Annotated in this window: 25 protein-coding genes and 1 pseudogene; 16 read left to right on the forward strand and 10 right to left on the reverse strand. The window is 72.5% G+C overall.

Annotated elements, in window-relative coordinates; genetic code table 11:
• Positions 1-5 precede the first annotated feature (5 nt).
• From ABTY40_RS24860 to ABTY40_RS24880, 5 genes and pseudogenes are all read left to right on the forward strand, one after another.
• Positions 6-893 carry a DUF5936 domain-containing protein gene (locus tag ABTY40_RS24860; RefSeq protein WP_352061554.1) on the forward strand — a complete coding sequence of 296 codons (888 nt, stop codon included), beginning with the start codon at positions 6-8 and terminating at the stop codon, positions 891-893.
• Between the two features lie 343 nt (positions 894-1236).
• On the forward strand, positions 1237-1440 hold the full coding sequence (locus ABTY40_RS24865) for a Flp family type IVb pilin (protein ID WP_352061555.1): 204 nt from the start codon (positions 1237-1239) through the stop codon (positions 1438-1440).
• Between the two features lie 38 nt (positions 1441-1478).
• A pseudogene (locus ABTY40_RS24870) lies at positions 1479-2087 on the forward strand (pilus assembly protein TadG-related protein); the annotation flags it as partial.
• A 29-nt stretch (positions 2088-2116) separates the two neighbouring features.
• Complete coding sequence (locus ABTY40_RS24875) at positions 2117-2698, forward strand: hypothetical protein (RefSeq protein WP_352061556.1); 582 nt, start codon at positions 2117-2119, stop codon at positions 2696-2698.
• An 18-nt stretch (positions 2699-2716) separates the two neighbouring features.
• Positions 2717-3334 (forward strand): OmpA family protein, encoded by a 618-nt coding sequence (locus ABTY40_RS24880; RefSeq protein ID WP_352061575.1) that lies wholly within the window; start codon positions 2717-2719, stop codon positions 3332-3334.
• Positions 3335-3401: 67 nt separating this feature from the next.
• Here the strand turns inward: ABTY40_RS24880 and ABTY40_RS24885 are convergent, their stop codons facing one another.
• Complete coding sequence (locus ABTY40_RS24885) at positions 3402-4337, reverse strand: hypothetical protein (protein WP_352061557.1); 936 nt, start codon at positions 4335-4337, stop codon at positions 3402-3404.
• Between the two features lie 111 nt (positions 4338-4448).
• Between ABTY40_RS24885 and ABTY40_RS24890 the strand changes: the two genes are divergently transcribed.
• Positions 4449-4856: a hypothetical protein gene (locus tag ABTY40_RS24890; protein ID WP_352061558.1), complete on the forward strand. Its 408-nt coding sequence runs from the start codon at positions 4449-4451 to the stop codon at positions 4854-4856.
• A 30-nt stretch (positions 4857-4886) separates the two neighbouring features.
• The gene (locus ABTY40_RS24895) at positions 4887-6080 is read left to right on the forward strand and encodes a mannosyltransferase family protein (RefSeq protein WP_352061559.1); all 1194 of its coding nucleotides are present in this window, start codon (positions 4887-4889) and stop codon (positions 6078-6080) included.
• Between the two features lie 36 nt (positions 6081-6116).
• On the opposite strand, the gene ABTY40_RS24900 is transcribed toward ABTY40_RS24895, so the two are convergent.
• Positions 6117-6506 (reverse strand): DUF192 domain-containing protein, encoded by a 390-nt coding sequence (locus ABTY40_RS24900; protein ID WP_352061560.1) that lies wholly within the window; start codon positions 6504-6506, stop codon positions 6117-6119.
• Between the two features lie 39 nt (positions 6507-6545).
• Complete coding sequence (locus ABTY40_RS24905; protein WP_352061561.1) at positions 6546-7175, reverse strand: class I SAM-dependent methyltransferase; 630 nt, start codon at positions 7173-7175, stop codon at positions 6546-6548.
• Between the two features lie 84 nt (positions 7176-7259).
• On the opposite strand from ABTY40_RS24905, the gene ABTY40_RS24910 reads away from it, so the two are divergent.
• Positions 7260-7997, forward strand: coding sequence for a prepilin peptidase (locus ABTY40_RS24910; RefSeq protein WP_352061562.1), 738 nt, complete (start codon positions 7260-7262; stop codon positions 7995-7997).
• Positions 7998-8095: 98 nt separating this feature from the next.
• Complete coding sequence (locus tag ABTY40_RS24915; protein ID WP_309051224.1) at positions 8096-8449, forward strand: winged helix-turn-helix transcriptional regulator; 354 nt, start codon at positions 8096-8098, stop codon at positions 8447-8449.
• A 309-nt stretch (positions 8450-8758) separates the two neighbouring features.
• Here ABTY40_RS24915 and mgrA read toward each other — a convergent pair whose 3' ends face one another.
• Entirely contained in the window at positions 8759-9796 is a 1038-nt protein-coding gene (mgrA, locus tag ABTY40_RS24920; protein ID WP_352061563.1) for an L-glyceraldehyde 3-phosphate reductase, read from the reverse strand.
• A gap of 108 nt (positions 9797-9904) precedes the next feature.
• Between mgrA and ABTY40_RS24925 the strand changes: the two genes are divergently transcribed.
• The 5 genes from ABTY40_RS24925 (at position 9905) to ABTY40_RS24945 (ending at position 15703) form a co-directional block, all read left to right on the forward strand.
• Positions 9905-10666, forward strand: a complete 762-nt coding sequence (locus tag ABTY40_RS24925; RefSeq protein WP_309051226.1) for an isoprenyl transferase — start codon at positions 9905-9907, stop codon at positions 10664-10666.
• A 373-nt stretch (positions 10667-11039) separates the two neighbouring features.
• On the forward strand, positions 11040-12365 hold the full coding sequence (phoH2, locus tag ABTY40_RS24930) for an RNA 5'-3' helicase PhoH2 (RefSeq protein ID WP_309051227.1): 1326 nt from the start codon (positions 11040-11042) through the stop codon (positions 12363-12365).
• Between the two features lie 361 nt (positions 12366-12726).
• Complete coding sequence (locus ABTY40_RS24935; protein WP_352061564.1) at positions 12727-13467, forward strand: aggregation-promoting factor C-terminal-like domain-containing protein; 741 nt, start codon at positions 12727-12729, stop codon at positions 13465-13467.
• A gap of 98 nt (positions 13468-13565) precedes the next feature.
• Positions 13566-15035: an AI-2E family transporter gene (locus ABTY40_RS24940; protein ID WP_352061565.1), complete on the forward strand. Its 1470-nt coding sequence runs from the start codon at positions 13566-13568 to the stop codon at positions 15033-15035.
• Complete coding sequence (locus ABTY40_RS24945) at positions 15032-15703, forward strand: hypothetical protein (RefSeq protein WP_352061566.1); 672 nt, start codon at positions 15032-15034, stop codon at positions 15701-15703. The genes ABTY40_RS24940 and ABTY40_RS24945 overlap by 4 nt, the downstream gene beginning before the upstream one ends.
• A gap of 60 nt (positions 15704-15763) precedes the next feature.
• Here ABTY40_RS24945 and ABTY40_RS24950 read toward each other — a convergent pair whose 3' ends face one another.
• Entirely contained in the window at positions 15764-16297 is a 534-nt protein-coding gene (locus ABTY40_RS24950) for an alkyl hydroperoxide reductase (protein WP_309056114.1), read from the reverse strand.
• 2 nt (positions 16298-16299) lie between these two features.
• Positions 16300-16854 (reverse strand): peroxiredoxin, encoded by a 555-nt coding sequence (locus ABTY40_RS24955; RefSeq protein ID WP_345284943.1) that lies wholly within the window; start codon positions 16852-16854, stop codon positions 16300-16302.
• A gap of 133 nt (positions 16855-16987) precedes the next feature.
• On the opposite strand from ABTY40_RS24955, the gene ABTY40_RS24960 reads away from it, so the two are divergent.
• Complete coding sequence (locus ABTY40_RS24960; protein ID WP_345284941.1) at positions 16988-17962, forward strand: LysR substrate-binding domain-containing protein; 975 nt, start codon at positions 16988-16990, stop codon at positions 17960-17962.
• A 50-nt stretch (positions 17963-18012) separates the two neighbouring features.
• Here the strand turns inward: ABTY40_RS24960 and ABTY40_RS24965 are convergent, their stop codons facing one another.
• Genes ABTY40_RS24965 through ABTY40_RS24975 form a run of 3 tightly spaced genes read right to left on the reverse strand, consistent with a single transcriptional unit; the run spans position 18013 to position 21586 of the window.
• Positions 18013-20385 (reverse strand): FtsX-like permease family protein, encoded by a 2373-nt coding sequence (locus ABTY40_RS24965; protein WP_352061567.1) that lies wholly within the window; start codon positions 20383-20385, stop codon positions 18013-18015.
• Entirely contained in the window at positions 20382-21065 is a 684-nt protein-coding gene (locus ABTY40_RS24970) for an ABC transporter ATP-binding protein (protein WP_352061568.1), read from the reverse strand. Before ABTY40_RS24970 ends, ABTY40_RS24965 begins: the two co-directional genes overlap by 4 nt.
• Positions 21062-21586, reverse strand: a complete 525-nt coding sequence (locus tag ABTY40_RS24975; protein ID WP_352061569.1) for a PadR family transcriptional regulator — start codon at positions 21584-21586, stop codon at positions 21062-21064. Before ABTY40_RS24975 ends, ABTY40_RS24970 begins: the two co-directional genes overlap by 4 nt.
• Positions 21587-21869: 283 nt before the next feature.
• Between ABTY40_RS24975 and ABTY40_RS24980 the strand changes: the two genes are divergently transcribed.
• The gene (locus ABTY40_RS24980; protein ID WP_352061570.1) at positions 21870-24125 is read left to right on the forward strand and encodes a transglycosylase domain-containing protein; all 2256 of its coding nucleotides are present in this window, start codon (positions 21870-21872) and stop codon (positions 24123-24125) included.
• A 122-nt stretch (positions 24126-24247) separates the two neighbouring features.
• Here the strand turns inward: ABTY40_RS24980 and ABTY40_RS24985 are convergent, their stop codons facing one another.
• Positions 24248-26041 carry a SpoIIE family protein phosphatase gene (locus ABTY40_RS24985; protein WP_352061576.1) on the reverse strand — a complete coding sequence of 598 codons (1794 nt, stop codon included), beginning with the start codon at positions 26039-26041 and terminating at the stop codon, positions 24248-24250.
• Positions 26042-26161: the final 120 nt, after the last annotated feature.

A 26161-nucleotide genomic window follows, 5' to 3' on the forward strand; every position in this document is an offset into this window, starting at 1 on the left:
GTGTGATGGACCTCCTCCTCGCCCTCCTCGCCGGCCTGTCCGTCGCCGGCATCGCCTACGGCCTGCGCCTCTACCGCGCCGACGCCCGCCTCCCCGACGACCTCCGCCTCGCCCTGGAGGTCGGCGCCACCCGCACCGGCGCCGTGGACTCCGCCGTCGACCGGCTCGGCATGCGCTGGTCCCCGGCCGTCCTGCGCCTCATGGGCCCCAAGCGGGTCAACGCTGTCCGCCGCCGCATCGACCTGGCGGGCAACCCCGGCGGACTGACCATCGACCGGTACGGCGCCCGGCGCGCCGTCTACGGCTTCCTCGGCACCCTCGGCGGCCTGCTGATGCTCTCCAAGGGCTCCTACCTCACCGCGCTGCTCCTCTTCGCCTTCGGCGCGTTCTGGACGGAGGTCGGCATCTGGTCGGCGGTCCGCATCCGCAAGGACCAGATCGAACGCACCCTGCCGGACTTCCTGGACGTCCTCGCCGTCGTCGTCTCCGCCGGCCTCGGCTTCCGGCAGGCCCTCGAACGCGTCGCGGACAAGTACGAGGGCCCCTGGGCCGACGAACTCCGCATCACCCTGCGCCAGATGGACATGGGAGTCAGCCGCCGGCAGGCCTTCGACGAACTGCGCCGCCGCAACGACTCGGAACAGGTCGCCCAGTTCGTCACCGCCCTCCAGCAGGGCGAGGAACTCGGCGCCCCGATCGTCGAGACCCTCATCCAGATCGCCGACGACATGCGCCGCACGGACGCCCAGAACGCCCGGAGGAAAGCCGCACGGGCGGTCCCCAAGGCGACGATGGTCATCACGACCCTGATGGTCCCGGCGACGATGATCCTCCTGGGAGCGGGCCTGTTTCTGGGCACAGGCACGGATTTCGGCTCGATCACCGGTGAATGAGGGAGACGACCGTGCGACTGCACACCACCGGGCCGCACCCAAGCCCCTTTGCCGAAGGGCCCCTTTACGGATCGCCTTCGCAGGCGCAACCTTGTCTGCGAGCGTACGTTCCCCGGGGGAGGAGCCACGGATGACCACCACGTTCCGGCCACACACCCCCACCCGCCCACCCCTCTTCCCGGAACTCCACCCCCACCCCCACCCCGAGGCCCTAGCCTCCTGGCTAGGCACGAGGCCCCGGCCATGACCACACCCGACGAACACCCCGGGCACCCCCGGGGTACACCAGCCCACGGGCCGCACCGTGCCCACACGCAAGCGTCCGACCGCGGAGGGGACCACGATGAACGACGCGATGCTGAAAGCCCTGACCAAGGCCAAGCTCTGGACCACGCCCCGAGGCGACCGGGGCCAGACGGCGGTGGAGTACCTGGGCATCATCGTGGTGGTGGTGGCGATCGTGGTCGCGATCACCGGCACGGACATCGGCAACTCGATCAAGAACGCCATCACGCAGAAGATCGCCGATCTGACGGGCGGCAACTAGGCCTACCTCCGGCGTCGAGCGATGAGGGGCAGGCCTTCCCCGCCTATGTGGCGGTGATCGCAGGCCTCCTCCTGCTGGGGCTTGTCTACTTCGCCGTAGGGCAAGCAGGGGGGCTTCGCGGCAGTGCGCAGACGGCCGCCGACGCGGCTGCACTTGCCGCCGCGCAGGATGCTCGGGAGCAACTTCGTGAGCGATGGCTCGACAGCCTTCTCGACCCGTCCTCTTGGGATCCGATCCTGAGAGGTGAGGGCTACGAGGTGGATTTGGCGTGCCAGCGGGCGGCCGTCTTCGCGACGCAGAACGGAGCGGACCTTTGGAGGGACGGCTGCGAGCCGCTTCTTTCGGGACAGGAAGGCTTCAGGGTGACGGTCCGGACGCAGGACACGGTCGGGCCGTCAGTCGTTCCTGTCTCGGAGTCCATGCCCGCCGTGGCTCACGCCGAGGCGGTGCTCGAACCGCGCTGCCACTTCGAGGAGCCGGTGCCCCCTGCCGAGTCGCCCACGCCTCCTGAGGCCTCTGAGGATCCCCCCGGGGGGGAAAAGCCGATCGTAGGGCTCGTCTGCTACGGCGAGCCCTGGGAGATTGACCCGGAGCAGCCCGTCCTCCCGGACGCGGCCGACCTCTTCACGGTGAGATTGACCAACTGACCCGCGACGAACAAAGGATGCCCGTTTTCATGAACGTCCGGTATGCGAAGGGCCGCAGCGCCACGGCGGCCGTAGCCATCGTGTCGGCGGTGCTCCTGCTGAGTGGTTGCGGCGTCGAGGATGAGCCCGATGCCAAAGGCCCGTCCGTGAAGCCGTCTACGGCCGTGCAAAGTTCGGGACGCGTGTCGAGTTCGCAGACGCCGGCTGAACCTACGGAAACCCTGGCTGTTCTGCAAGGGAAGAACGGGGTGCAGCTCACCATCAACACGGCAGAACGCGATGCGGGCGGTTTTCTCACCGTCAAGGGCACGATGAAGAACGCCTCTACCCGATCAGTTGCCCTGCCGGGCCAGATCCGGGGCGTTGAGACCGAAGTGATGAAGCACGGAAATTCCTTGGGCGGCGCTACGCTCGTCGACTCGGTGAACAAGAAGAGGTACTACGTGCTCAGGGACACGGACGGCCGTCCTTTGACCACGACGGGCCTCGACATCCTCCCTGCCGGCGATTCCCTCGACATCTTCATGCAATTCCCCGCACCCCCCGCCACCACCACCGAAGTCTCCTTCCAACTCCCCACCTTCGAACCCGCCACCCTCAAGCTCTCCTGAGGCGACGCCATGACGACCATGACGACGACAAGACCGCGCCGCTTCGCCACCCTCCTCATCGTGGGGGTCACGCTCGCCTGGGGACTGCAGGCCGGGGTCGCGCATGCGGACGACCCGCCCGGGTCCGCCGGGGTCGTGGCCGCGCCGCCCGCGGTGGATGCGAACGCGCCGGGGCTGATGCTGCCCGACGGGGCCACCCTCGCGCCCGCCAAGGTGCTCGACATCAAGCAGATCGTGGAGGAGCAGGGCGGCGAGCAGCGGCGGCAGGACACCAACGTGGACGTGACGTTCGCGTTGCAGGCCGAGGTGCTGTTCCCGAAGAACAGTGCCCAGCTCAGTCCCTCCGCCACCGCCCGGATCCTCGCGATCGCCGCCGAGGTGAGCAAGCAGGGGGCCGGACGGGTCCGGGTGTTCGGGTTCACGGACAACCTGGGGACGTACGAGCACGGGCTGAAGCTCTCCAAGGAGCGCGCGGCCGCCGTGCAGCGGGTGCTCGCGCGGCGGCTCGACCCGGGGACGTCGTACGAGATCCGCGGGTACAGCGAGGACTACCCGATCGCCGACAACCGGACGGAGGACGGCCGCAGGAAGAACCGGCGCGTCGAGATCTCCTTCCCCCGCACCGACGCCCCCTGACCCCCGCCCCCGCCCCTCCCCCCACCCTCCCCACCCCCACCCCCGCCCCCTCTCCCCGTCCCTCCCGTCATCGCTCCAACGCCAGCGCCTCCCGGATCGTGGCCGTCATGCGGTCCGGGTGGGTGAAGACCTCGCGGGCGGTGAAGCGCAGGACGCGGCGGATCTCCGGGCAGGACTGGAGGGCGTTGAAGCGGGCGATGTCGCGTTCGTGGGCGCGGCGGGTGCCGTGGAAGGCGTAGCCCTCGATCTCGACGGCCAGGCCGGCCGCGCGGAACAGGAAGTCGGGGTGCACCACGTGGCCCCGCGCGGTGCGGAGGGCCGGCTGCGGTTCGGGGAAGAGGCCGGCGTCCGCCATCCGCAGGCGGGCGACGGTCTCGGCGGGCGAGCCGGAGGCGGGTTCGGCCAGCCGGAGCCAGGCGCGGGCGCGCCGGGCGCCGGGGTGCCGGGCGGACAGTGCGGTGGCCAGCTCCTCGCGGTGGACCAGGGGTTCGCGGCGGACGCCCGCGACGGCTCGCCGGGCGAGTGCCGAGTCCGCCACCACGACCGCTTCCTCCCGGCCGTGGCAGCCCCGTATGAGGTCGGCGACGGTTCGGGCCGGGGCCGTCGTCCACAGGCCGCGGCGCAGCACTCGGTCCCGTTCGGCCGGGCGGACGGTGGTGTGGACGCGTATCCGTTCGTCGTGGGAGGCCTTCGCGGGCCAGGGGGCGGTGAAGTCCAGGAGTTCGGCGCCGGCCGGGTGGCCCGGGGGCGCCAGGGTTTCGATGCGGTGCAGGAGGGCCGCCGTCCGGTGGCTGCACACCAGCTCGGGGCGGAGCAGCTGGAGCGCCTGCGCCCGCACCCGCCAGTCCACCTCCTTGCCCGGTACGGCCCACGCGCCCCGGCAGATCCGCTGCCAGCGCTCGCGGCGCAGGCAGCCCGCGAGCCGGCCGCGCGACCAGCCCGCCGCCAGCGCCCGGACCGTCAGGAGCACCCCGCCCCGCGCGAGGATCAGCAACTCGTACATACGCCCAACGATCCACGGGAGAGGGATACTTCGCACCCCCTGTGGAAAACCGCCTGTGGAGGAGCATTCTGGAGCGGAACGACAACAGGGACCGTCCGGAGTGGGCCGCAGATGACGTCGACGACGCCGAGTGTGCAGCTGGTCAGTGATCTCGTCGCCCGGATCCCCGAGTTCCGGGGAGCGTACGAGTCGCACGTCTTCCTGCAGGGCGGTGTCCTGCCGCACGTCTTCTTCTGGGACGTCGTCCAGGGCACGGTCCGCTCGTTCCTCCGCGAGGGACCGCTGCCGGAGGTGCCGTACCCGCCCGGCACGTCCGGAACCCCCGCGTCCCCCGACTGGCGCCGCACGCTCGACTTCCTGGAGGAGCAGAGCCGGCGCGGGATCCTCGGGATCGACGAGGTGATCGTCACCTCCTTCCTCGGTGACCTTCCCGCGCCGCACGAGCCGGGGCACGCCATCGTCCACCACCTCGGGCCCGTCCTGTTCGCGAAGTTCGTCCGGATGAGGCCCCTCGGCTGAGCCGCCGGCGCCCCCCGGATAATCGACCGCATGCCCGACCCGCCCCGCCCCACCGGCACCACCCATCCCACCGGCACCCCGAAGACCACCGGCACCCTGAAGACCACCGGCACCCCGAAGACCGTCGGCACGACCCGCCTCCCCCGCCCCGCCCTCCTCGCCGTCGGCGGCTACGCCGCCACCCGGCTCACCGGCCTCGCGGTCCTCGCGCTCGCCGCCGCCGTGTCCGGCGAGGACTGGCTGCACCGGCTGCGGGGCCGCTGGGACTCCGTCTGGTACGTCCGCGTCGCGGAGAACGGCTACGGGTACGAGGCCACCCTCCCCACCGGCGCCGTCCACTCCGACCTCGCGTTCTTCCCCCTGCTCCCGGCCCTGGAGCGGGGCCTGTCCGCCGTCCTCCCGCTCGACGCGGCCACCGCCGGACTGCTCGTCTCCTGGACCGCCTCGCTCGCCGCCGCCTGGGGCCTGTACCGGTGCGGCGCCCACATCGCAGGACAGCGGACCGGGGTGCTGCTCGCCGTGCTCTGGGGCGTGTACCCGACCGCGTTCGTGCAGTCGATGGCGTACACGGAGAGCCTGTTCACCGCCCTCGCCGCCTGGTCCCTGTACGCGGTGCTCCGCGCGCGCTGGATCCTCGCCGGCCTGCTCTGCGCCGTTGCCGGACTGACCCGGCCGACGGCGGTCGCGCTGATCGCCGCCCTCGGCGTCACGGCCCTCGCCGCGCTCGTACGGGACCGGCGGCTGCCGCCGCGTACCGCCGCAGGGGTACTGATCGCGCCCCTCGGCTGGCTCGGCCACGTCACGTACGTCGGTGTCCGCGAGGACAGTCCGACCGCCTACTTCGCCGTGCAGGCCGCTTGGGGCAACTCCATCGACGGCGGCCTCGCCCTCGCCCGCTTCATCGCCGGCCTCCCCTGGCCCGCCGCGCTCGGCCTGACCGCCGCCCTGGTCCTCCTCGGCGGGCTCGTGGCGCTCTGCGTGCGGCAGCGGCAGCCGCTGCCCCTGCTCGTGTACACGGTCGGCGTGGTCGTCGTCTCCCTGATCGGGGCCGCGTACTTCGGCTCCCGGCCGCGTCTGATGATGCCCGCCTTCGGGCTGCTGCTGCCGCCGGCCGCCGCCCTGGCCCGGCTCCGGCCCCGTACCGCCGTCCCCGTCCTCGCCGCTCTCGCCCTCGCCTCCGCCGCGTACGGCGCCTTCACCCTCCTCGGCTCCGGCCCGCCCTGACCCTCACTCACCCGGACGGTGCCCCGACCCCGGCGGTCACCCGGCCCGCGGCTCCACCCTGACCCCCGGACGCAGACCCCACCCGCCCATCGCGCCCGCCTCCGCCTCCAGGACGTGCCGGGCGCGCGGGCGGATCAGGCCCAGCCGGCCCGGCCGCATCGTCACCACCGACAGGACCCGGAACGAGCGGTCCAGGTACGCGACGTCGATGGGGAACCGCATGCCGAAGGTGTGCACGCTGTTGGTGGGGGTGATCAGCATCGCCCCCGTGATCCCGTCCCGGCCGAGCAGCCCCCTGCGCCGCGCCCGGTACGAGGCCGCGATCTCCAGCGGCACCTCCAGCCGCCCGCCGGGAAGCGTGCCCGGGCCGCCCGGTACGGCCAGCACCCCGGCACCGTCCCGCCACGCCGGACGCCACCACCCCATGACCCGCCCCTCCCGTGTCCGACGGTCCGACGCCCTCTCCTAGGGGCGGCGGGCCAGTACGTGTGTGTCGAGGAAGCCCCGCTCGGAGGCCGGGTCGTGGAGCAGACGGGCGAAGGGGACGAGTCCCGCTCCGGCCAGCAGGCCGGCGAAACGGTCCACCGGCCAGCTGTAGGCGGGCGTCACCTTGTGGTCGAAGCGGACCGGCTCCGGTCCCTCCGTCCCGAAGAACGAGGCCATGAGCAGACCGCCCGGCGCCAGGACCCGCACCTGCTCGGCGAGCAGCGCGGGCAGCTCGGCGGGCGGCGTGTGGATCATCGAGTAGTGGGCGAGGACGCCGCCGAGCGCGCCGTCCGCCACCGGCAGCTCCTCCATCGGCGCCACGTCGAACCTCGGCCCCGGGTACGTCCGCCGCGCGTGGTCCACCATGCCGGGGGAGAGGTCGAAGCCGCAGGCGTCGAGACCCAGCTCGCGCAGCAGGGCCGTCACGTGCCCCGGCCCGCAGCCCACGTCGGCCACCCGCAGGTTCCCCGTACCGCGCACCAGCTCGGCGAAGGTGCCGATCATGGACCGCGCGAACGGCTGCGTCTCCAGCCCGTCCGCGAACAGCGACGCGTACAGCTCGACGACCCCGTCGTAGGCCGCCCTGGTCTCGTCCCGGTGCTCCACCACGGCATGACGCTAACACCCGAACCGCCGCGCCCGGCCCGGACGTTCGGGCCCCCGCCCCGGCACAGACCCCCTAGGGTCTGGCGGGTGTACGCCACGCTGATCGCCCTCGCCGCCCTGTGGGGCGCCGTCGCCGGGTCGCTCGTCCCCCGTGCCGCGTACCGGCTCGCCGTCCCGGCCGGTGACCCCTGGCGGAACAGCTGCCCCGCCGGACACGTCCTCACCGGTCCGGCGCGCGGCTGGCTCGGCGGCCCGGGGCGGGCGGCCTGCGCGACCACCCGGGTGCCCCTCGCCGCGCCCCTGGTGACCGCCCTCGTCTGCGCCGCGCTCGCCGCGGCCACCGGCGGACCGCGCCCCGAACTCGGGGTCTGGCTGCTCGCCGCGCCGTTCGCCGTCCTCCTCGCCTCGGTCGACGCGCGCGTGCACCGGCTGCCGGACCAACTGACCCTGCCGCTGGCGGCCGGCGTGCCGCCGCTCCTGGGAGTTGCCGAACTCCTGCCGTACGACTCCGGCTCCTGGACGCACGCGCTGCTCGGCGGCCTCGGCCTCGGCGGCGCCTATCTGGTGCTCCACCTGCTCAGCCCGCGGGGGCTCGGCTTCGGTGACGTGAAGCTGTCGGTGCCCCTGGGCGCGGCACTCGGCTGGTACGGCTGGGACGTCCTCTTCGCGGGCGCCTTCCTGGGCTTCCTGCTGGGCGCGGTGTACGGCGGCGGGCTCGTCCTGCTGCGCCGGGCCGGCCGCTCCTCGGCGATCCCCTTCGGCCCCTTCATGCTCGTGGGCGGTCTTCTCGGCCTGCTCCTCGGGGCGTTCACCGCCGTGCCCTGAAGGGTCCGCTCCTGGCGGAAGGCGGAACTCGCGGCACCCCTTCGGACGTACCGTTGTCAGGCACCGGGACCGAGCGGCTGGGAGTAGGGGAGTTGGCGATGGCCAAGGGAAAGAGCATGTACGGCTGCGGCCTCGACGCGGCCGTCGACGTGGTCGGCGGCAAGTGGAAGCCCCTCATCCTGTGGGCGCTGCACGCCCACGCCCCGGTCCGCTTCGGGGAGCTGCGCCGCCTGGTCGCGGGGGTGAGCGAGAAGATGCTGATCCAGCAGCTGCGCGAGCTGGAGGCGGACGGCATCGTGCACCGGGAGATCTACCGCGAGGTGCCGCCCCGGGTGGAGTACTCCCTGACGGAACTCGGCGAGGCGCTGAACACGGCGCTCCTGCCGCTGGGGGAGTGGGGCGACCGCTTCATGGCCGAGATCGTCGCCCGCAAGGCGGCGCAGGCCGCCTGACCTGCCAGGAGCCGCCCCGGACCACGCGGCGCGTCAACGCGGCTACGGTCCGGGACGGTCCCCCGTGGGAGGGACGGAACCCCGCCGCCACGCCGGGGCGCAAACCCGCCACCGGGGCCCGGGACCCTTGTCCCGCCTGGGATCGGGGGAATCGGTGGCCACTCCTTCGGCGCGCGTTGCGCGCAGCACGACTAATGAAGGGTTATGGTGGAAACCCCCCCTCGGGCCGGTCCGTATCCCCCCCACGGACCGGCCCGTTTTCTGTTCCCGGCTTCCCCGAGCCCCCGCACGTCACGGCCCGCGGGCGCCTCAGCCCCGCCCGGCCCAGATGTTCGTGCCCTCGGTGTCGATAGCGAACGAGTCGATCTCCTCGAGCTCCTCGGCGGTGAGCGGGGCACCGGCCAGGGCCGCCACGTTCTCCTCCAGCTGGGCGACGCTGGACGCGCCGATCAGCGCCGACGTCATCCGCTCGTCCCGCAGCACCCACGACAGGGCCAGCTGCGCCAGGGACTGCCCGCGCCGCTCGGCGATGTCCGCGAGGCCGCGCAGCCGCCGCAGCACCTCGTCGGAGAGCAGGTTCGGGTCGAGCGACTTGCCCTGGGTGGCCCGCGAGCCCTCCGGGATCCCCTTCAGGTACTTGTCGGTCAGCAGGCCCTGCGCCAGCGGCACGAAGGCGATGCAGCCCATCCCGGCCGCTTCCAGGGTGTCGAGCAGGCCGTCCTCCTCCGTCCAGCGGTTGATCATCGAGTACGACGGCTGGTGGATGAGGGCCGGGACGCCCATCTCCTTCAGGATCCGCGCCGCCTCGGTGGTCTGCTCGCTGTTGTACGACGAGACGCCCACGTACAGCGCCTTGCCCTGCTGCACGGCGGAGGCCAGGGCCCCCATCGTCTCCTCCAGCGGAGTGTGCGGGTCGAAGCGGTGCGAGTAGAAGATGTCGACGTGGTCGAGGCCCATGCGCCTCAGCGAGGCGTCGAGCGAGGACATCAGGTACTTGCGGGAACCCCACTCGCCGTACGGCCCCGGGTGCATCAGATAGCCGGCCTTCGTCGAGACGATCAGCTCGTCCCGGTAGGGCGCGAAGTCCTGGGCGAAGATCTTGCCGAAGTTCAGCTCGGCGGAGCCGGGCGGCGGCCCGTAGTTGTTCGCCAGGTCGAAATGGGTGACCCCGAGGTCGAAGGCGCGGCGCAGGATCGCCCGCTGCGAGTCGAGCGTGCGGTCGTCGCCGAAGTTGTGCCACAGGCCGAGCGAGATCGCCGGGAGCTTGAGACCGCTGCGGCCCGTGCGGCGGTACTCCATCGTGTCGTAGCGGTCCGCGGAGGCGCGGTAGAGGGGGGAATCAGTCACGTATCTCTGCTTATCACGGACTTGTGACCGTCCCGGGCTGGGAGCCCGTCGCCCGTGCGCAGTAGTGTGGCCGCTTGCGGACCGCCGCCCATGGAGGGGTAAAGAACAGTGAACCTGCGCGACCTGGTGTACGGGCTCTACGCACGCCGGGTGGAAGGCCGACTCGACCATGCCCAGGTGCCCAAGCACATCGGGGTCATCCTGGACGGGAACCGGCGCTGGGCCAAGGCCTCCGGCGGCACGCCCGAGCAGGGACACAAGGCCGGCGCCGACAAGATCCAGGAGCTGCTCGGCTGGTGCGCCGAGACGGACGTCGAGGTCGTCACGCTCTGGATGCTCTCCACGGACAACCTGAACCGGCCCGAGGAGCAGCTCGTCCCCCTGCTCGCCATCATCGAGGACGCGGTGCGCTCGCTCGCCGCCGACGGCCGGTGGCGGGTGCACCACGTGGGCACGCTCGACCTGCTGCCCGCACGGACCCAGTCCGTGCTGAAGGAGGCGCAGGAGGCCACCCGCGACAACACCGGGATACTGGTGAACGTGGCCGTGGGCTACGGCGGCCGCCAGGAGATCGCCGACGCGGTCCGTTCGCTGCTCCTGGAGCACGCCGACCGGGGCACCAGCTTCGAGGAGCTGGCCGAGATCGTCGACGTCGAGCACATCTCCGAGCACCTCTACACGCGCGGCCAGCCCGACCCGGACCTGGTCATCCGCACCAGCGGCGAGCAGCGCCTGTCCGGCTTCATGCTGTGGCAGAGCGCCCACTCCGAGTACTACTTCTGCGAGGTCCACTGGCCGGCCTTCCGCAAGGTCGACTTCCTGCGGGCGCTGCGCGACTACGCCGCCCGGCACCGCCGTTACGGCACCTGAGCCCCGGCACCCCTCCCCGCCCGCGCCCCGGCCCCCCGCTGCCCGCCCCCCACGTCCCCGGGCCCGCGGCCCGGGCCTGCGCGGCCCCACCCCCGCGACCGGAACCGGTCACCGCACGTTCATGAACACGCCGCCGGGCGCGTCGGCATGGCGGCGTCCGTTCAAGGGCATAACCCGGGTGAAGTGAGCGGCACGGAGACCGCCACCCGGGAGGCCCCTTGCACCAGGACGACCGTGCGGGACACGTACGGAAGAAGCGGAGGGCCGGTGCCCGGCCCGCGCATCGCGGCCTGAACCCGGTCCCATTCCGCAGCGACACCGGTTCCGTCGCACTCCGACCTCAAACGGGTCGTCAGAGGGGGTCTGTCCTTCCGTGGTGACCAGCACGAAACGCCGCCTTGCAGACCGGCGCACCTATGTTCTCGACACCAGCGTCCTGCTGGCCGACCCCAAGGCCGTGACCCGCTTCGACGAGCACGAGGTCGTGCTCCCGATCGTCGTGGTGACGGAGCTTGAGGCCAAGAGGCACCACCCCGAGCTCGGCTACTTCGCCCGGCAGGCCCTGCGCCTGCTCGACGACTTCCGGGTGCGGTACGGACGCCTCGACGCCCCCCTCCCCATCGGGGACCTGGGCGGCACCCTGCGTGTCGAACTCAACCACTCCGACCCCGGTGTCCTGCCCGCCGGCTACCGGCTCGGGGACAACGACTCCCGCATCCTGGCGGTCGCGCGCAACCTCCAGGCCGAGGGGTTCGACGTCACCGTCGTCTCCAAGGACCTGCCGCTGCGCATCAAGGCCTCCTCGGTCGGCCTCCTCGCCGAGGAGTACCGGGCCGAACTGGCCGTCACGGACGCCAACGGCTGGACCGGGATGTCCGAGCTCGCGCTGTCGGCCGAGCAGATCGACCTGCTGTACGACCAGGAGCGGCTGTACGTGCCGGAGGCCGCCGAGCTCCCGGTGCACACCGGTCTCGTGCTCCAGTCCGAGCGCGGCAAGGCCCTCGGCCGGGTCACGCCCGACGGGAACGTACGGCTGGTCCGCGGCGACCGGGAGGCCTTCGGCATCCGGGGCCGCAGCGCCGAGCAGCGCATCGCGCTCGATCTGCTCCTCGACCCGGACGTCGGCATCATCTCGATGGGAGGACGGGCCGGCACGGGCAAATCGGCGCTCGCGCTCTGCGCGGGCCTGGAGGCGGTCCTGGAGCGCCGTCAGCACCAGAAGGTGATGGTCTTCCGTCCGCTGTACGCGGTCGGCGGCCAGGACCTCGGCTACCTGCCCGGCAGCGAGTCCGAGAAGATGAGCCCCTGGGCGCAGGCGGTCTTCGACACCCTGTCCGCGGTCGCCGGGCGCGAGGTCATCGAGGAGGTCCTCGGCCGCGGGATGCTGGAGGTCCTGCCCCTCACCCACATCCGGGGCCGCTCGCTCCACGACGCCTTCGTCATCGTGGACGAGGCCCAGTCCCTGGAACGGAACGTCCTGCTGACCGTTCTGTCCCGGATCGGGGCGAATTCCCGGGTGGTGCTGACCCATGACGTGGCCCAGCGCGACAACCTGCGGGTCGGCCGGTACGACGGAGTCGTCGCCGTGGTCGAGAAACTGAAGGGGCATCCGCTGTTCGCGCACGTCACCCTCACCCGGTCCGAGCGCTCCCAGATCGCCGCCCTGGTGACCGAAATGCTGGAGGACGTGCAGATCTGACCCGAACGCACCTCACCGAGGGCGCCGCCCGGCAAAGCGCAGGAGCTTAGCCGGGCGGCGCCCCGCTGTCCTCCACATCCTTCAAATCACCTGCGGCCACACGGGTGTGAGCTTTCACACGCAACACGGAATTGCCTTGCGGCGTCGCCGTCCGGCAGAGTCTTGCTTCCGTCAGGCCCCGCATACGGCACACGTGCATCCTCAGGGACGCAGCAGCACACAACTCAACAACCGTCCGCCGTATGCCGCCCACAGCACCACGGGCCCGTGTCTTCAGTGACCCGTTACGTCGAAGACCAGCGCCAGGGGCACGATTTCGCCCGCGTGGTCACCTGTGCGGGCGATGCTGGAAGGAAACCGTGTGAGCCGGATCTCGGTCCGGGGATTCGCAGTGGCCTCGGCCACCGCGGTCACCACCGTCGGCGCCGTCGTCGGCGTTGCCTCGGGCAACGCCGCCCAGCCCTCGGGCGACAACTTCGAGGCCACCGCGGCCGACACCACCCTCCTCGCGGACATCCCCGCCGGCGAGCAGGCCCAGGTACAGGTCTCCTCCCTCACGGAGCAGGCCGACGTCCAGGCCGCCGCCGCCGACGCCTCCGCCCGCAAGTCCGCCGAAGAGGCCGCCCGCCTCCAGGCGGCGAAGGACGCCGAGGCGAAGAAGAAGGCGGCCGACCAGGCCGAGCAGGAGCGCAAGGAGGCCGAGGAGCGCGCCGAACGCGCCGAGCGCGAGAAGCGGGAGGCCGAGGAGCGCGCCAGCCGCGACGCCACCCGCGACGTGTCGAGCTTCTCCGCGCCCGCCCAGGGCTCGTACACCATCGCCGAGGTGAAGGCGATCGCCCGCCAGATCATCCCGGCCTCGCAGTTCCAGTGCTTCAGCAACATCGTGGACCACGAGTCCGGCTGGAACTACCGCGCGACCAACCCCTCTTCCGGCGCCTACGGCCTCGTCCAGGCCCTCCCCGGCCACAAGATGTCCTCGGCCGGCGCGGACTGGCAGACCAACCCCGCCACCCAGATCAAGTGGGGCCTCAGCTACATGGACGGCCGCTACGGCAGCCCCTGCGGCGCCTGGTCCTTCTGGCAGGCCAACCGCTGGTACTAGATGCCGTGATCAACCCCGTCGAGCCCCTCGCCGTCCTACGGTGAGGGGCTCGTGCGTGTAGGTTCGCGGTGAACAGCGGGCGGGGGAAGAGGAACGAGATGTCGAGAGTGCCACGGTGGCTCGGACGGCTGGGCGAAGGCCTGAGCCGGATGGGCGCGCGCCTGGACGAGCGCAGGGCCGAGGCCGAGCGGGAGGACCCGGTCGGCCCGCCGTACGGGAGCGGGAACGCCCCCGCCGCCCGGGAGCCGGCGGCGCGCCCCGGGCGCGAGGAGAAGGAGCCCGTCGGCGAGTCCTCCGGCGGGCAGACGCTCACCGTGCCCCCGCCCCCCGACTACGCCCCGGCCGTCGCCGCCCGGCCCGAGCCGGTCGACGCGATCCCGTGGGGCATGCGGGTCGCGGCCGAAGCGGGCTGGCGGCTCCTCGTCCTCGCGGGCACCGTCTGGGTCCTGATGAAGGTCATCAGTTCCGTCCAGCTCGTCGTCCTCGCCTTCGTCGCCGCCCTCCTCGTCACCGCCCTGCTCCAGCCGACCGTGGCCATGCTGCGCCGCCGCGGCCTGCCGCGCGGCCTGGCCACCGCCGTCACCGCCGTCTCCGGCTTCGTCGTGATGGGCCTGGTCGGCTGGTTCGTGGTCTGGCAGGTGATGGACAACATCGACAACCTGACCGACCGGGTCAGGGACGGCATCGAGGAGCTCAAGCGCTGGCTCCTCGACAGCCCGTTCCACGTGACCGAGCGGCAGATCAACGACATCGCCAAGAACCTCAGCGACACCATCGGCGCCAACGCCGAACAGATCACCTCCGCCGGCCTCCAGGGCGTCACCGTGATCGTCGAGGCGATGACCGGCATCCTGCTCGCCATGTTCTCCACCCTCTTCCTGCTCTACGACGGGAAGAAGGTGTGGCAGTGGGTGCTGGGGCTCGTCCCCGCCCAGGCCCGTCCCGGCGTCGCGGGCGCCGGCCCGCGCGCCTGGCGCACCCTCACCGCCTATGTGCGCGGCACGGTCATCGTCGCCCTCATCGACGCCGTCTTCATCGGCCTCGGCCTCTACTTCCTCGAGGTGCCGATGGCGGTGCCGCTCGCCGTCTTCATCTTCCTCTTCGCCTTCGTCCCGCTGGTCGGAGCCGTCGTCTCGGGCGCCCTCGCCTGTGTCGTCGCCCTCGTCACCAACGGTGTCTTCACCGCCCTGATGGTGCTCGTCGTCGTCCTCGCCGTGCAGCAGATCGAGGGGCACGTGCTCCAGCCCTTCATCCTCGGCCGGGCCGTCCGGGTCCACCCGCTCGCGGTGGTGCTCGCCGTCGCCGCCGGCGGCCTCACGGCCGGCATCGGCGGCGCCGTCGTCGCCGTCCCGCTGGTCGCCGTCGCCAACACCGTGGTCGGTTACCTCCGCGCGTGGAGCACCGAACAGGCCCTGCGCGCCGCGCCCGAGCCGCGCGGCGCGACCGCCTTCGAAGTGGCACCCACCCCGGCTCCCGCTTCCGCTCCTGCCCCCGCGCCGCCGGCCGCCCCGGGGCCGCCCCCCGGCGAGACGCCGCCGGGCGAGACCCCGCCCCGGGGTGACGCGTGATCTCCGAACCCGAACTCGACGGCGGCTCCGGCTTCGAAGGCCCCGCACCACTCGCCGAGCCCCCCGCGCCCACCCGGCCCGCCGGCCGCCGCCGCCCCTGGCCGTGGGCGCTCGGCGGCGCGCTCGCGGCCTCGCTGGTGTGGGGCGCGGGGCTCTACGCGTACGAACAGCGCGAGGACGCCGGTCCGGACCTGGGGGGTTACAAGCCGGTCGAGGACCCCTGCGCGGTGGCCGAGCTCCCGGCGCTCGCGGGCGCCCTGGGCAAGCGCAGCCAATCCGCCGGGAGCCCCGTCCTGAGCGAGCCCGCGCTCCACGTGGCCCATTGCACGGTCACCTTCGGGCCGGCCGAGAGCGGGCCGGAGGTCTCGATCACGTACACCCTGCACAAGGTGACCGACCCGGGGCCGGAGTTCGACGCACGGGCGCTGGACCAGGGCTCGATCCGTACGATCGACGGCCTCGGGGAGCGGGCCTTCTTCGACGACCGGGGGGAGGAGGGCGGCCTCCTGAGGATCCTCGACGGCCAGGCCGAGGTCGACATCGACGTCTCCCGTCAGTACTCCGCCGACGCGGACGGAACGGTGGAGGTTCCGGACACCGACCTCTCCGGGATCGAGGTCCCCCTGACCCAGGACGCCCTCGCCCTCCTCGCCGCCCTCAAGAAGTGACGCACGCGGAGAAGGGCCCCGGGGCTGCTGCCCCGGGGCCCTTCTCCGTACGGACGCCGACTACTCGGCGAGAACCGCCTCCGCGTCCAGCGTGACGCCGACGGCCTGGATGACCGAGGCGATCTTCACGGCCTCCTGGATCGTCTCGCGGTCGACACCGGCCTGGCGCAGGACCTGCTCGTGCGAGTCCAGGCACTGGCCGCAGCCGTTGATCGCGGACACGGCCAGCGACCACAGCTCGAAGTCGACCTTCTCGACGCCGGGCTTGCCGATGACGTTCATCCGCAGACCGGCGCGCATCGTCCCGTACTCGGGGTCCGACAGCAGGTGCCGGGTCCGGTAGAAGACGTTGTTCATCGCCATGATGGCGGCGGCGGCCTTGGCGGCCTCGTACGCCTCCGGCTTCAGGTTCGCCCGGGCCTCCGGCTCCAGCTCCGTGAGGACCTTCGGCGAGCGGGAGGCGATGGCGCAGGCCAGCACCGTGCCCCACAGCTGCTGCTGCGGAAGCTCGCTGTTGCCGATGACCGAACCGAGGTTCAGCTTCAGGTCCTTGGCGAAGTCCGGGACGGCGGCCTTCAGCTCATCGAGGGCCATGCTCACTCACCGGCCAGGAGCTTGACCGGGTCGAGGGTGGTCTCGCCCTTGGTCCAGTTGCACGGGCACAGCTCGTCGGTCTGCAGGGCGTCCAGGACCCGCAGGACCTCCTTGGGGTTACGGCCGACGGAGCCGGCGGTCACCATGGTGAACTGGATCTCGTTGTTCGGGTCCACGATGAAGACGGCACGCTGCGCGAAGCCGTCCTCGCCCTCGACGCCGCAGTCCCGCATCAGCTCGTGCTTCGAGTCGGCGAGCATCGGGAAGGGCAGGTCGCGCAGGTCGTCGTGGTCCTTGCGCCAGGCGTGGTGGACGAACTCCGAGTCACCGGAGACGCCGAGGATCTGGGCGTCGCGGTCGGCGAACTCGTCGTTCAGCTTGCCGAACGCGGCGATCTCGGTCGGGCACACGAAGGTGAAGTCCTTCGGCCAGAAGAACACCACGCGCCACTTGCCCTCGTAGGACTTGTGGTCGATCTGCTCGAACTCCTTGCCGCTCTCCAGCGACACGCAGGCGGTCAGGTCGTAGGTGGGGAACTGGTCACCGACAGTGAGCACGCGCTCTCCTTGCAGAGTGGAAGGGTCCCTTTTGGGGGCTTCCGTGAGGGGTTGGACGGATCACAGCATGGCACGGGGTGCATTGATCAGTGAAATAGCTAGAGTGGGTCGTGTTGATCGAAGGTGGTTATCAGTGGGATCCCCGTACAGCCCCCCGTACAGTCCACATCGCGCCAAACTTCCGAGCCTTTCGCAGCTCCGGGCGTTCGTGGCGGTGGCGGAGCACCTGCATTTCCGCGACGCGGCCGCGGCGATCGGCATGAGTCAGCCGGCGCTCTCGGGCGCGGTGTCGGCTCTCGAAGAGGCACTCGGTGTCCAGCTCCTCGAGCGTACGACGCGGAAGGTACTGCTCTCGCCCGCGGGGGAGCGGCTGGCGGGCCGCGCGCGGACCGTCCTGGACGCCGTGGCCGAGCTGGTGGAGGAGGCGGAGGCGGCGCGCGCTCCCTTCACCGGCGTCCTGCGGCTCGGGGTGATCCCCACCGTGGCGCCCTATCTGCTGCCGACCGTGCTGCGCCTGGTCCACCGCCGCTACCCCGAACTCGACCTCCAGGTCCACGAGGAGCAGACCTCCTCGCTCCTGGAGGGGCTCGCCGCCGGCCGCCTCGACCTGCTGCTGCTGGCCGTGCCGCTCGGGGTGCCCGGCGTCACCGAGCTGCCCCTGTTCGACGAGGACTTCGTGCTGGTCACTCCCCAGGGGCATCCGCTGGCCGGCCGGGACGACATCCGCCGCGACGCCCTCAAGGAGCTGCGGCTGCTGCTCCTGGACGAGGGGCACTGCCTGCGCGACCAGGCCCTGGACATCTGCCGGGAGGCCGGCCGCACCGACGGTGCCGAGGTCACCACCACCGCGGCGGGCCTGTCGACCCTGGTGCAGCTCGTCGCCGGCGGCCTCGGTGTGACCCTGCTGCCGCGCACCGCGGTCACCGTCGAGACCGCCCGCAACACCGCCCTGTGCACCGGTCTCTTCACCGACCCCGCCCCCTCGCGCCGGGTCGCCCTGGCCATGCGGACCGGCGCCGCCCGGCACGCCGAGTTCGAGGAGCTGGCCGGGGCGCTGCGCGACGCGATGAAGGACCTTCCGGTACGGGTGCTGGGCGCCGGTTCCTGACACCCCCCGGTGCCAGGAACCGGCGCCCGCCGCGTCCGCCGCCGAACCGGCTACTCCGTGCGCAGCCCGTCCGCGCGCATCAGCCTCCACAGGACCGGCAGGCTCACCAGCGTCACCACCGCGATCAGCCCGGCCCCGACGCCCATGACCGGCAGGAACACCGACCAGTCCTGGACCCGCTGGCCCGTCATCCGCAGGAGCACCACACCGAGGGCGAGGCCGCCCGCCGCCGCCAGGGCGAGGCCGAGGAGGATCGGCACCGCCGTCTGCCACAGCACCGACCAGCTCAGGGTGGAGCGCCGGGTGCCGAAGGCGACCAGCGAGGAGAGCAGCCGCTTGCGGTCCCTCAGCTGCTCCAGGGTGGCCACCAGGAGCGAGGCCGCCACCAGCAGCATCGTCAGGGTGGAGCCGACCAGGATGCCGGTCCGGACGCTGGAGAAGGCCGCGTCCCGCTGGACGTCCTGGAGCGTGCGCACCCAGGACGTGGGGTCGATCGCCGCCGCCGCGTTCCGTACGTACTCGGCCGCGTCGGGCACGGTCGGGTCGAGCCGGACCATGGCCTGGGCGTCGGGCTCGTCGAGCAGGGTGCCGTCGATCGCCGACGGCGTCGCGAGGACGCCGAACCGGTACATGCCCGTCGGGTCGGGCCGCGCGTCCACCACCCGGGCGGTGGCGGGGATGCGCCACTGCGGCAGCGGGCCGCCGTCGGCACGGCGCGGCGCGTCCGGGTGCGGGTACGGGTCGCGCAGGACGACCGTCGCGCCCGGCCGGGCGGTCCGCGTCACCCAGGCGTCCTCCGGGTTGCCCTGGGCCCCGTGCGCGAGGAAGACGAAGACGTCGCCGTCCGCGCAGGAGGGCAGGGTGGCGTACTCCTTGAGGGAGGCGCAGTCGCCGACCCTGACCGAGGCGCTGGGAGCGAACTCCTCGCCGCCCTTGAGCGGGCCCGGCCGCCACACGTGCGACTCGACGGTGCCGATCACCGCGCTGACGCCCGGGGTCCGCTCCAGGCGCTCGATCACCCGGCGGGCCTCCTCGGCGGTCCTGGCGTGCGTGCCGACGGCCACCTGGGCCCGGGAGGTGTCCTGGCCCGTGAACTGCGTGAAGTCGTTCTCCATCGACTGGAACAGCATCTGCAGGGCGATCGCCCCGGTCGCCGCGACGACGATGCCGCTGACGGCCCGGGCGGCCGTCCCGCTGCTCAGCTGGAGCCGGCGGACCGCGAGCTGCCAGGCCACCGGGCCGCCGTTCAGCCGCTTCACACAGGCCTCGACCAGCCAGGGCAGCAGGGTGACGAGTCCGATCAGACAGAGCACGATGCCGGCCGCGATCGCCACCGTGTCGACGCTCGTCCCCGTCACCCGCACCTCGCCGACCAGCGGCAGCAGCAGGGCCGCGCCGGCCGTCACCAGCAGCAGCCGCCACCACAGCCGGCGGCGGCGCGGCGCGGCCGTCCGGACCACGCCGAGCGGTTCGATCGCCACCCCGCGCAGGGCGAAGAGGGCGACCACGACGGAGGCGACGGGGACGGTGACGAGGACGAGCGCGGCGAGCACCGGCATCGGCACGACGTCGGACGGGTACGCGTTGACGTCCCAGATGGTGAAGGTGCCCGCGAACTGCCGGGCGAGGGCGAAGAGGCCGCCGCCCACGGCCAGGCCGAGCAGCGCGCCGGCGAGCGCCTCGCCCGCAGCGATCCGCCGGGTCATGGCGGCGTCCGCGCCGACCAGCCGCAGCGCGGCGAGCCGCCGGTCGCGCTGCTCGCCGCCGAAGCGGACGGCGGTCGCGATGAAGACGAGCACCGGCAGCAGCAGGACGACACAGGCCACGAGGACGAGCAGCACGAGGAAGGCGTTCATCGGCTCCTCGGGCACCGACCAGCCGAAGCGGACGCCGCGCCCGTCGAGGTTCTCGGTGGTCAGGAAGCCGGCGTGGGCGACGTACCGCAGCTCGGCCGGGCCGATGAGCCCGGCGGGGCCGATCGTCCCGACGGCCTCGTAGGGCAGGCGTTCCTTGAGGAGGGCGCCCTCGGGGGAGTCGAGCAGGTCGCGCAGCGCGGGGGAGACCAGCATCTCGCCGCGCGCGGGGAACCGCGTCGCGCCCGGGGGGACCGGAGGGGCGTCGCCCTCGGGGCGCAGCAGCAGGCCGCTGACGGCCTCCCCCCGGTAGACCGTGGGCCGGTCGAGGTGGAGAAAGGAGTCGGGGCGCGGGGAGGTCACCTGCGCGCTGCCGTCGACGGCGCGGACCGACTCCCGTACCTCCCGCTGGAACAGCATGTTCGGGAAGGAGGCGGCGAGCAGCAGCAGCGCCACGCCGAAGCCGACGCCGGTCGCGGTCAGCACGGTGCGCAGCAGGCCGGAGCGGCCGCCGGTGAAGGCGAAGCGGGCGCCGAGGGCGAGGTCGCGGGCCCGGGCGGACAGGCTCATGCCGCCCACTCCGCGTCCCGCACCGAACCGTCGCGCACCACGATCTCGCGATCGGAATAGGCGGCGACGCGGGCCTCGTGGGTGACGAGGACGACGGCGGCGCCGGTGTCCCGGGAGGCGTCGGTGAGCAGCTGCATCACCCGCTCGCCGTTGAGGGAGTCGAGCGCCCCGGTGGGCTCGTCGGCGAAGATCACGCGCGGGGCGGTGACGAGGGCACGCGCGACGGCGACCCGCTGGCCCTGGCCGCCGGATATCTCGCCGGGCCGCTTGCCCGCCGTGTCGTCGACCTCCAGGCGGGCCAGCCACTCGGCGGCCCGGGCCTCGGCCGCCTTCCGCCGTTCGCCGCCCAGGCGCAGCGGCAGGGCCACGTTCTCGACGCAGGTCAGCTCGGGGACGAGCTGGCCGAACTGGAACACGAAACCGAAGTCGGTACGGCGCAGGGCGCTGCGGTGCGCGTCGGAGAGGGCCGTGAGCTCGCGGCCGTCGTAGGTGAGGGTGCCGGAGTCGGGGCGGACGATCCCGGCCAGGCAGTGCAGGAGCGTCGACTTCCCCGAGCCGGAGGGACCCATGACGGCGACGACCTCGCCGGCCCGGAGCGCGAAGTCGGCCCCGGAGAGGGCGGGGGTGGCGCCGTAGGCCTTGGTCAGGCCGGTGGCGCGCAGCAGGGGCGCGGTCGTCATCGGCGGACCTCCTCGGCGAGCCGGTCCAGGCGGGCGGCGGTCAGTTCGAGCCAGCGCAGGTCGGCTTCCAGGTGGAAGAGGGCGTGGTCGCAGATGAGCTGGTCGGCGAGGTCGCCGTCCCTCTTGCGCCGGGTGAGCTCGCGCATCAGGCGCAGGTGCTCGGAGCGCTGGGCGTCGAGGATGTCGGCGGCGCCGCGCCCGGTGAGCAGGGCGAGGACGACCTTGGTGTAGAGCGTGGACTGGAGGTACGGCTCCGGCTTCTCGGGCGTGGCGAGCCACTGTCCGACGTCGGTGATGCCGGCCTCCGTGATCGCGTACCGCTTGCGCTCGGGCCCGTCGCCGGGCTCGATGCCCTCGACCACCACCAGGCCGTTCTTCAGGAGACGGGACATGGTCGAGTAGACCTGGCCGTAGTGGAGCGGGCGGTCGTGGCCGAATCGCTCGTCGAAGGCGCGCTTGAGGTCGTAGCCGTGGCGCGGTCCGGATTCCAGGAGCCCGAGAAGGGTGTGACCGATGGACATGGGCATCACTGTACACGGTGTGTATACGCGGGGTGTATAGGCGACCCGCCGGTCCGGAGGTGTGCCGTCCGCCGGCCCGGTCATAAGCGGAATGCCCACCTCAGGCAACCATCCGGAGCGTTCGCACGTCGGTTCCCCCGGGGGCGGGTGCTGATTCTCACGTCCCGAAAAGACGGGATCGGCTGCCCTTTGTCCGCCTCGCCGGTGTTAGCTTTCTGAGCTGATCCGGCGCGGACACCCGGGCCGGAACGCCGAGACCACGACGAGCGGAGCGACGCAACCCATGGGCCGACCGGACAAGAGCAAGGCGAAGAAGAGCGGCATACGCCGCCTCTTCACCTGGAAGAAGCTCCTGGGCACCTTCTTCGTGTGCTGCCTGATCGCCATGGGCGCCCTGTACGTCGTCTACCTCATGGTCCCCGTGCCCACGGCCAACGCCGAGGCCACCATGCAGAGCAACATCTACAAGTACTCCAACGGCAAGATCCTCGCCCGCACCGGCAGGATCAACCGGGAGATAGTCGGCCTGGAGAAGATCCCCCGCCAGGTCCAGCAGGCCTTCGTCGCCGCCGAGAACAAGAGCTTCTACAAGGACAACGGCGTCGACATCAAGGGCACCGTCCGCGCCGCCTGGAGCACCGTCACCGGCAAGGGCAAGCAGGGCGGCTCGACCATCACCCAGCAGTACGTCAAGAACTTCTACCTGAGCCAGGACCAGACGGCGACCCGCAAGCTCAAGGAAATGGTCATCGCCCTCAAGGTGGACCAGCAGACGGCCAAGAACGACATTCTCGCCGGCTACATGAACACCAGCTACTACGGCCGCTCCGCCTACGGCGTCCAGGCCGCCGCCCGCGCCTACTACGGCGTCGACGCCGACAAGCTCACCACCGCGCAGGGCGCCTACCTCGCCTCGCTGCTCCAGGCCCCCAACCAGTACGACTGGACCTCCGCCAGCCCCACCGGCCGCAAGCTGGTCGAGGAGCGCTGGAACTACGTCCTCGACAACATGGTCGAGATGGAGTGGCTCTCCCCGTCCGAGCGGGCCGGCATGAAGTTCCCGGTCCCGCAGAAGCCGCGTCCCGCCCCCGGCATGGAGGGCCAGACCGGCTACATCGTCGAGGCCGCCAACCAGGAGCTGGTGCGCCGGGGTGTCAGCGAGGAGGACATCAAGGCCGGCGGCTGGACGATCACCCTCACCATCGACGAGGAGAAGCAGAAGGACCTCGTCAAGGCCGTCGACGAGGAGCTGGAGGCCAAGCTCGACCGCGAGGGCAACCCCAAGCACGCCACCGTCCAGGCCGGCGCCACCTCCGTCGACCCCAGGACCGGCGGGGTCGTCGCCCTCTACGGCGGCGCCGGCGCCACCGAGCACTGGATGTCCAACGCCACCCGGCGCGACTACCAGCCCGCCTCCACCTTCAAGCCGATCGTCCTCGCCTCCGCCGTCGACAACCACTCCGTCACCCAGGACGGACGGAAGATCGGCCTCGGCACGGTCTACGACGGCACCAGCAAGCGCAAGGTCGTCGGCAGCGACATCCCGTTCGCGCCGGAGAACGAGGACGACCGCGACCACGGCTCCGTCACCGTGCAGACGGCCACCAACAAGTCGATCAACTCCGTCTACGCGCAGATGATCGTCGACGTCGGCACCGACAAGGTGAAGAAGACCGCCCTCGACCTCGGCATGAAGGACGGCCAGGACTTCGGCGAGACGCCCGCCATGTCCCTCGGCACCATGGGCGCCTCCACCCTCGACATGGCCGGTGTGTACGCCACGCTCGACAACCACGGCAAGCGCGTCACGCCCACCCTGGTGAAGGCCGCCGCGCACAAGGACCGCACGGTCGAGCCGGCCGACCCGATCGGCGACCAGGTCATCAGCCGCGAGGCCGCCGACACCACCACCAAGGCCATGATGGGCGTCGTCCAGAACGGCTCCGGCACCCGCGCCGCCGGCGACTACCAGGCCGCCGGCAAGACCGGCACCTCCGAGAACAACCGGTCCGCCTGGTTCGTCGGCTACACCCCCGAACTGGTCACCGCCGTCGGCCTCTTCGGCGAGGACCCCAAGGGCGACCAGGTCACCCTGACCAACACCATCAACCCGGGCCGCGCCAACGGCGGCCGCACCCCCGCCCGCATCTGGGGCGACTACACCACGCGCGCGCTCGACGGCGGCTCCGACGCCCGCTTCGAGCTGAAGACCGACAGCTTCGTCCCGGTCGACCCCACGTGGGAGCCGACCGACCCGGCCACCGAGCCCACCACCGAGGCCCCGGAGACCGAGGCGCCCACGACCACCCCGCCGCCCACCACACCCGCGACCCCGTCGACCCCGCCGACGACGACGCCCGCCACCACCCCGCCGCGGACCCCGCAGACGCCGTCCACCACGCCGCCGAAGCCCCCGACGTCCCCGACGCGGAAGCCGACCGACGAGCCGTCGCCGCCGCCGTCGATCGAGCCGCCGGACGGCGCGACTCCCGGCCGAGGCGGCCAGCGGACCAGCGACACGCCGCCGCTGCCGCAGTGAGGCACGAGACCTGAGACACGAGGACGGCCGGCCCCCGGGAAGGGGGCCGGCCGTCCTCGTCCGCGTGCGGTACGGGGGTGGGCGCGGGCGCCGGTCCGCGGGGGCGCCTCCGGGCAGGCGGCTCAGCCCTGCGGGATCGCCAGCTCGAACCAGACCACCTTGCCGCCCGAGAGCCGTGTCGCGCCCCACCGCCGGGCCAGCCGGTTCACCAGGAACAGACCGCGCCCGCCCTCGTCCGTCTCCCGCGCCCGCCGCTGCCGGGGCAGCTGCGGCGAGTCGTCGCCGACCTCGCAGCGCAGCACGTCCGTCCGCAGCAGCCGCAGCGTCACGGGGCGCTCCGCGTACCGCACCGCGTTCGTGACGACCTCGCTGATCAGCAGCTCCACCGAGTCCGTGAGGTCCTCCAGGTCCCAGCGGGCGAGCGCCCGCCGGGCGAGCCGCCGCGCCCGGCCCGGGGCCGCGTCCTCCGGCTCCAGGAACCAGTACGCCACGTCGCTCGGCGCGATCCCGTCGAACCGGGCCGCGAGCAGCGCGATGTCGTCGTCCCGGTCGCCCGGGCCCAGCATGTCCAGGACGTCGTCGCAGAGCGCCTCCAGCGGCGGCGAGTGGTCCGGGCCGGTCAGCTGCGCCGTCGCCGCGAGCCGCTCCCGCAGCTGCTCGATGCCGGTCCACACGTCCCGCAGCCGGGACTCCACCAGGCCGTCCGTGTAGAGGAGCAGCGTGGCACCGGCCGGGGCGTCCAGCTCGACCGCCTCGAAGTCCACCCCGCCGACGCCGATCGGCGCGCCGGGCGGCACCCGCAGCACCTCCGCGCGCCCGCCGAGGTGGAGCAGTATCGGCGGCGGATGGCCCGCGTTCGCGACGGTGATCCGGTGCGAGACCGGGTCGTACACCGCGTACATGCAGGTCGCCATGCGGTTCTCACCGAGCCGCTGGGCCTGTTCGTCCAGGTGGTGCAGGACTTCCTGCGGCGGCAGGTCGAGGCCGGCCAGGGTCTGCGCGGTCGTCCGCAGCTGGCCCATGATCGCCGCCGAGGTCATGGAGTGGCCCATGACGTCACCGACGACCAGCGCCACCCGGCTGCCGGGCAGCGGGATCGCGTCGTACCAGTCGCCGCCCACCCGGGCCGTCTCGGCGGCCGGCAGATAGCGCGAGGCGAGGCGCACACCGGTCGGCTGGGGCAGCGAGTCCGGCAGCATCGTCCGCTGGAGCTCGTCCGCGATGTACGCCTCCCGGCCGTACAGCACCGCCTTGTCGATGCCCAGCGCCGTGTGGGTGGCCAACTGCGCGGCGACCAGCAGGTCGTTCGGCTCGAAGACGGCACGCTCGGGGCGGCGCAGGAAGACGGCGGCGCCGATCACCCGGCGCCGTCCGCGCAGCGGCGCGAGCACCGCCCGCGGCCCGGCGGGCAGCGGATGGTCGGAGCCGAGCAGTTCGGCGAGCGCGGCCCGGGCCGCGTCGGAGTCGCCGAAGACCGGCCGCACCCCGCGCAGCACCTCGGCCAGGGCGCTGCCGTTCGGCACCTCGCACAGCTCTGCCGCGGGCGTCGGATCGGGGTCGGGGACGAGGACGAGCTCCTCGCCCTCCAGGTCCGTTAAGCGGAGCCGGTCGGTACGGCGCAGCCGCAGCACGAACGGGGCCACCGGGCGCTCGTCGCCCACCGGCAGCGGGTCGCGCAGATACACCAGGATCTCGTCCGAGAAGGTCGGCACCGTGGCCCGGCACAGGCCGAGCACGATCTCGTCCAGGTCGAGCCCGCGCGCGATGCGCCGGGTCGCCGCCCCGACGAACCGGAGCCGGTCGCCCTCGCGCCGCCCGGCCGCCTCCCCGCCGAACTCGGGACTGCGCGGGGACACGGACATGGCCACCGTGCCGGGGGAGACGGCCGGCGCGCCGTCCGCCGCCGGCGTCCCCAGGGGACGCGGCTCCCCGGGGCCGGCCGGGCGCGCGTCGGCCGCGCCCGGGGCCACCGGGCCGCCCGGGGCGGGCACGGGGGGTCGTCTCGGGCACGGCCGCGTTGTTGGTGACGAGCAGCA

Source organism: Streptomyces sp. NPDC126503, assembly GCF_040302405.1.
Classification (GTDB): domain Bacteria; phylum Actinomycetota; class Actinomycetes; order Streptomycetales; family Streptomycetaceae; genus Streptomyces; species Streptomyces gulbargensis.

What these genes read in the sequence shown, in the direction of transcription:
- ABTY40_RS24860 (WP_352061554.1), top strand. Translation starts at nt 6, where the DNA reads ATGGACCTCCTCCTCGCCCTCCTCGCCGGCCTGTCCGTCGCCGGCATC.
- ABTY40_RS24865 (WP_352061555.1), top strand. Translation starts at nt 1,237, where the DNA reads ATGAACGACGCGATGCTGAAAGCCCTGACCAAGGCCAAGCTCTGGACC.
- ABTY40_RS24875 (WP_352061556.1), top strand. Translation starts at nt 2,117, where the DNA reads ATGAACGTCCGGTATGCGAAGGGCCGCAGCGCCACGGCGGCCGTAGCC.
- ABTY40_RS24880 (WP_352061575.1), top strand. Translation starts at nt 2,717, where the DNA reads ATGACGACGACAAGACCGCGCCGCTTCGCCACCCTCCTCATCGTGGGG.
- ABTY40_RS24885 (WP_352061557.1), bottom strand. Translation starts at nt 4,337, where the DNA reads ATGTACGAGTTGCTGATCCTCGCGCGGGGCGGGGTGCTCCTGACGGTC.
- ABTY40_RS24890 (WP_352061558.1), top strand. Translation starts at nt 4,449, where the DNA reads ATGACGTCGACGACGCCGAGTGTGCAGCTGGTCAGTGATCTCGTCGCC.
- ABTY40_RS24895 (WP_352061559.1), top strand. Translation starts at nt 4,887, where the DNA reads ATGCCCGACCCGCCCCGCCCCACCGGCACCACCCATCCCACCGGCACC.
- ABTY40_RS24900 (WP_352061560.1), bottom strand. Translation starts at nt 6,506, where the DNA reads ATGGGGTGGTGGCGTCCGGCGTGGCGGGACGGTGCCGGGGTGCTGGCC.
- ABTY40_RS24915 (WP_309051224.1), top strand. Translation starts at nt 8,096, where the DNA reads ATGGCCAAGGGAAAGAGCATGTACGGCTGCGGCCTCGACGCGGCCGTC.
- ABTY40_RS24940 (WP_352061565.1), top strand. Translation starts at nt 13,566, where the DNA reads ATGTCGAGAGTGCCACGGTGGCTCGGACGGCTGGGCGAAGGCCTGAGC.
- ABTY40_RS24950 (WP_309056114.1), bottom strand. Translation starts at nt 16,297, where the DNA reads ATGGCCCTCGATGAGCTGAAGGCCGCCGTCCCGGACTTCGCCAAGGAC.
- ABTY40_RS24965 (WP_352061567.1), bottom strand. Translation starts at nt 20,385, where the DNA reads ATGAGCCTGTCCGCCCGGGCCCGCGACCTCGCCCTCGGCGCCCGCTTC.
- ABTY40_RS24970 (WP_352061568.1), bottom strand. Translation starts at nt 21,065, where the DNA reads ATGACGACCGCGCCCCTGCTGCGCGCCACCGGCCTGACCAAGGCCTAC.
- ABTY40_RS24975 (WP_352061569.1), bottom strand. Translation starts at nt 21,586, where the DNA reads ATGTCCATCGGTCACACCCTTCTCGGGCTCCTGGAATCCGGACCGCGC.
- ABTY40_RS24980 (WP_352061570.1), top strand. Translation starts at nt 21,870, where the DNA reads ATGGGCCGACCGGACAAGAGCAAGGCGAAGAAGAGCGGCATACGCCGC.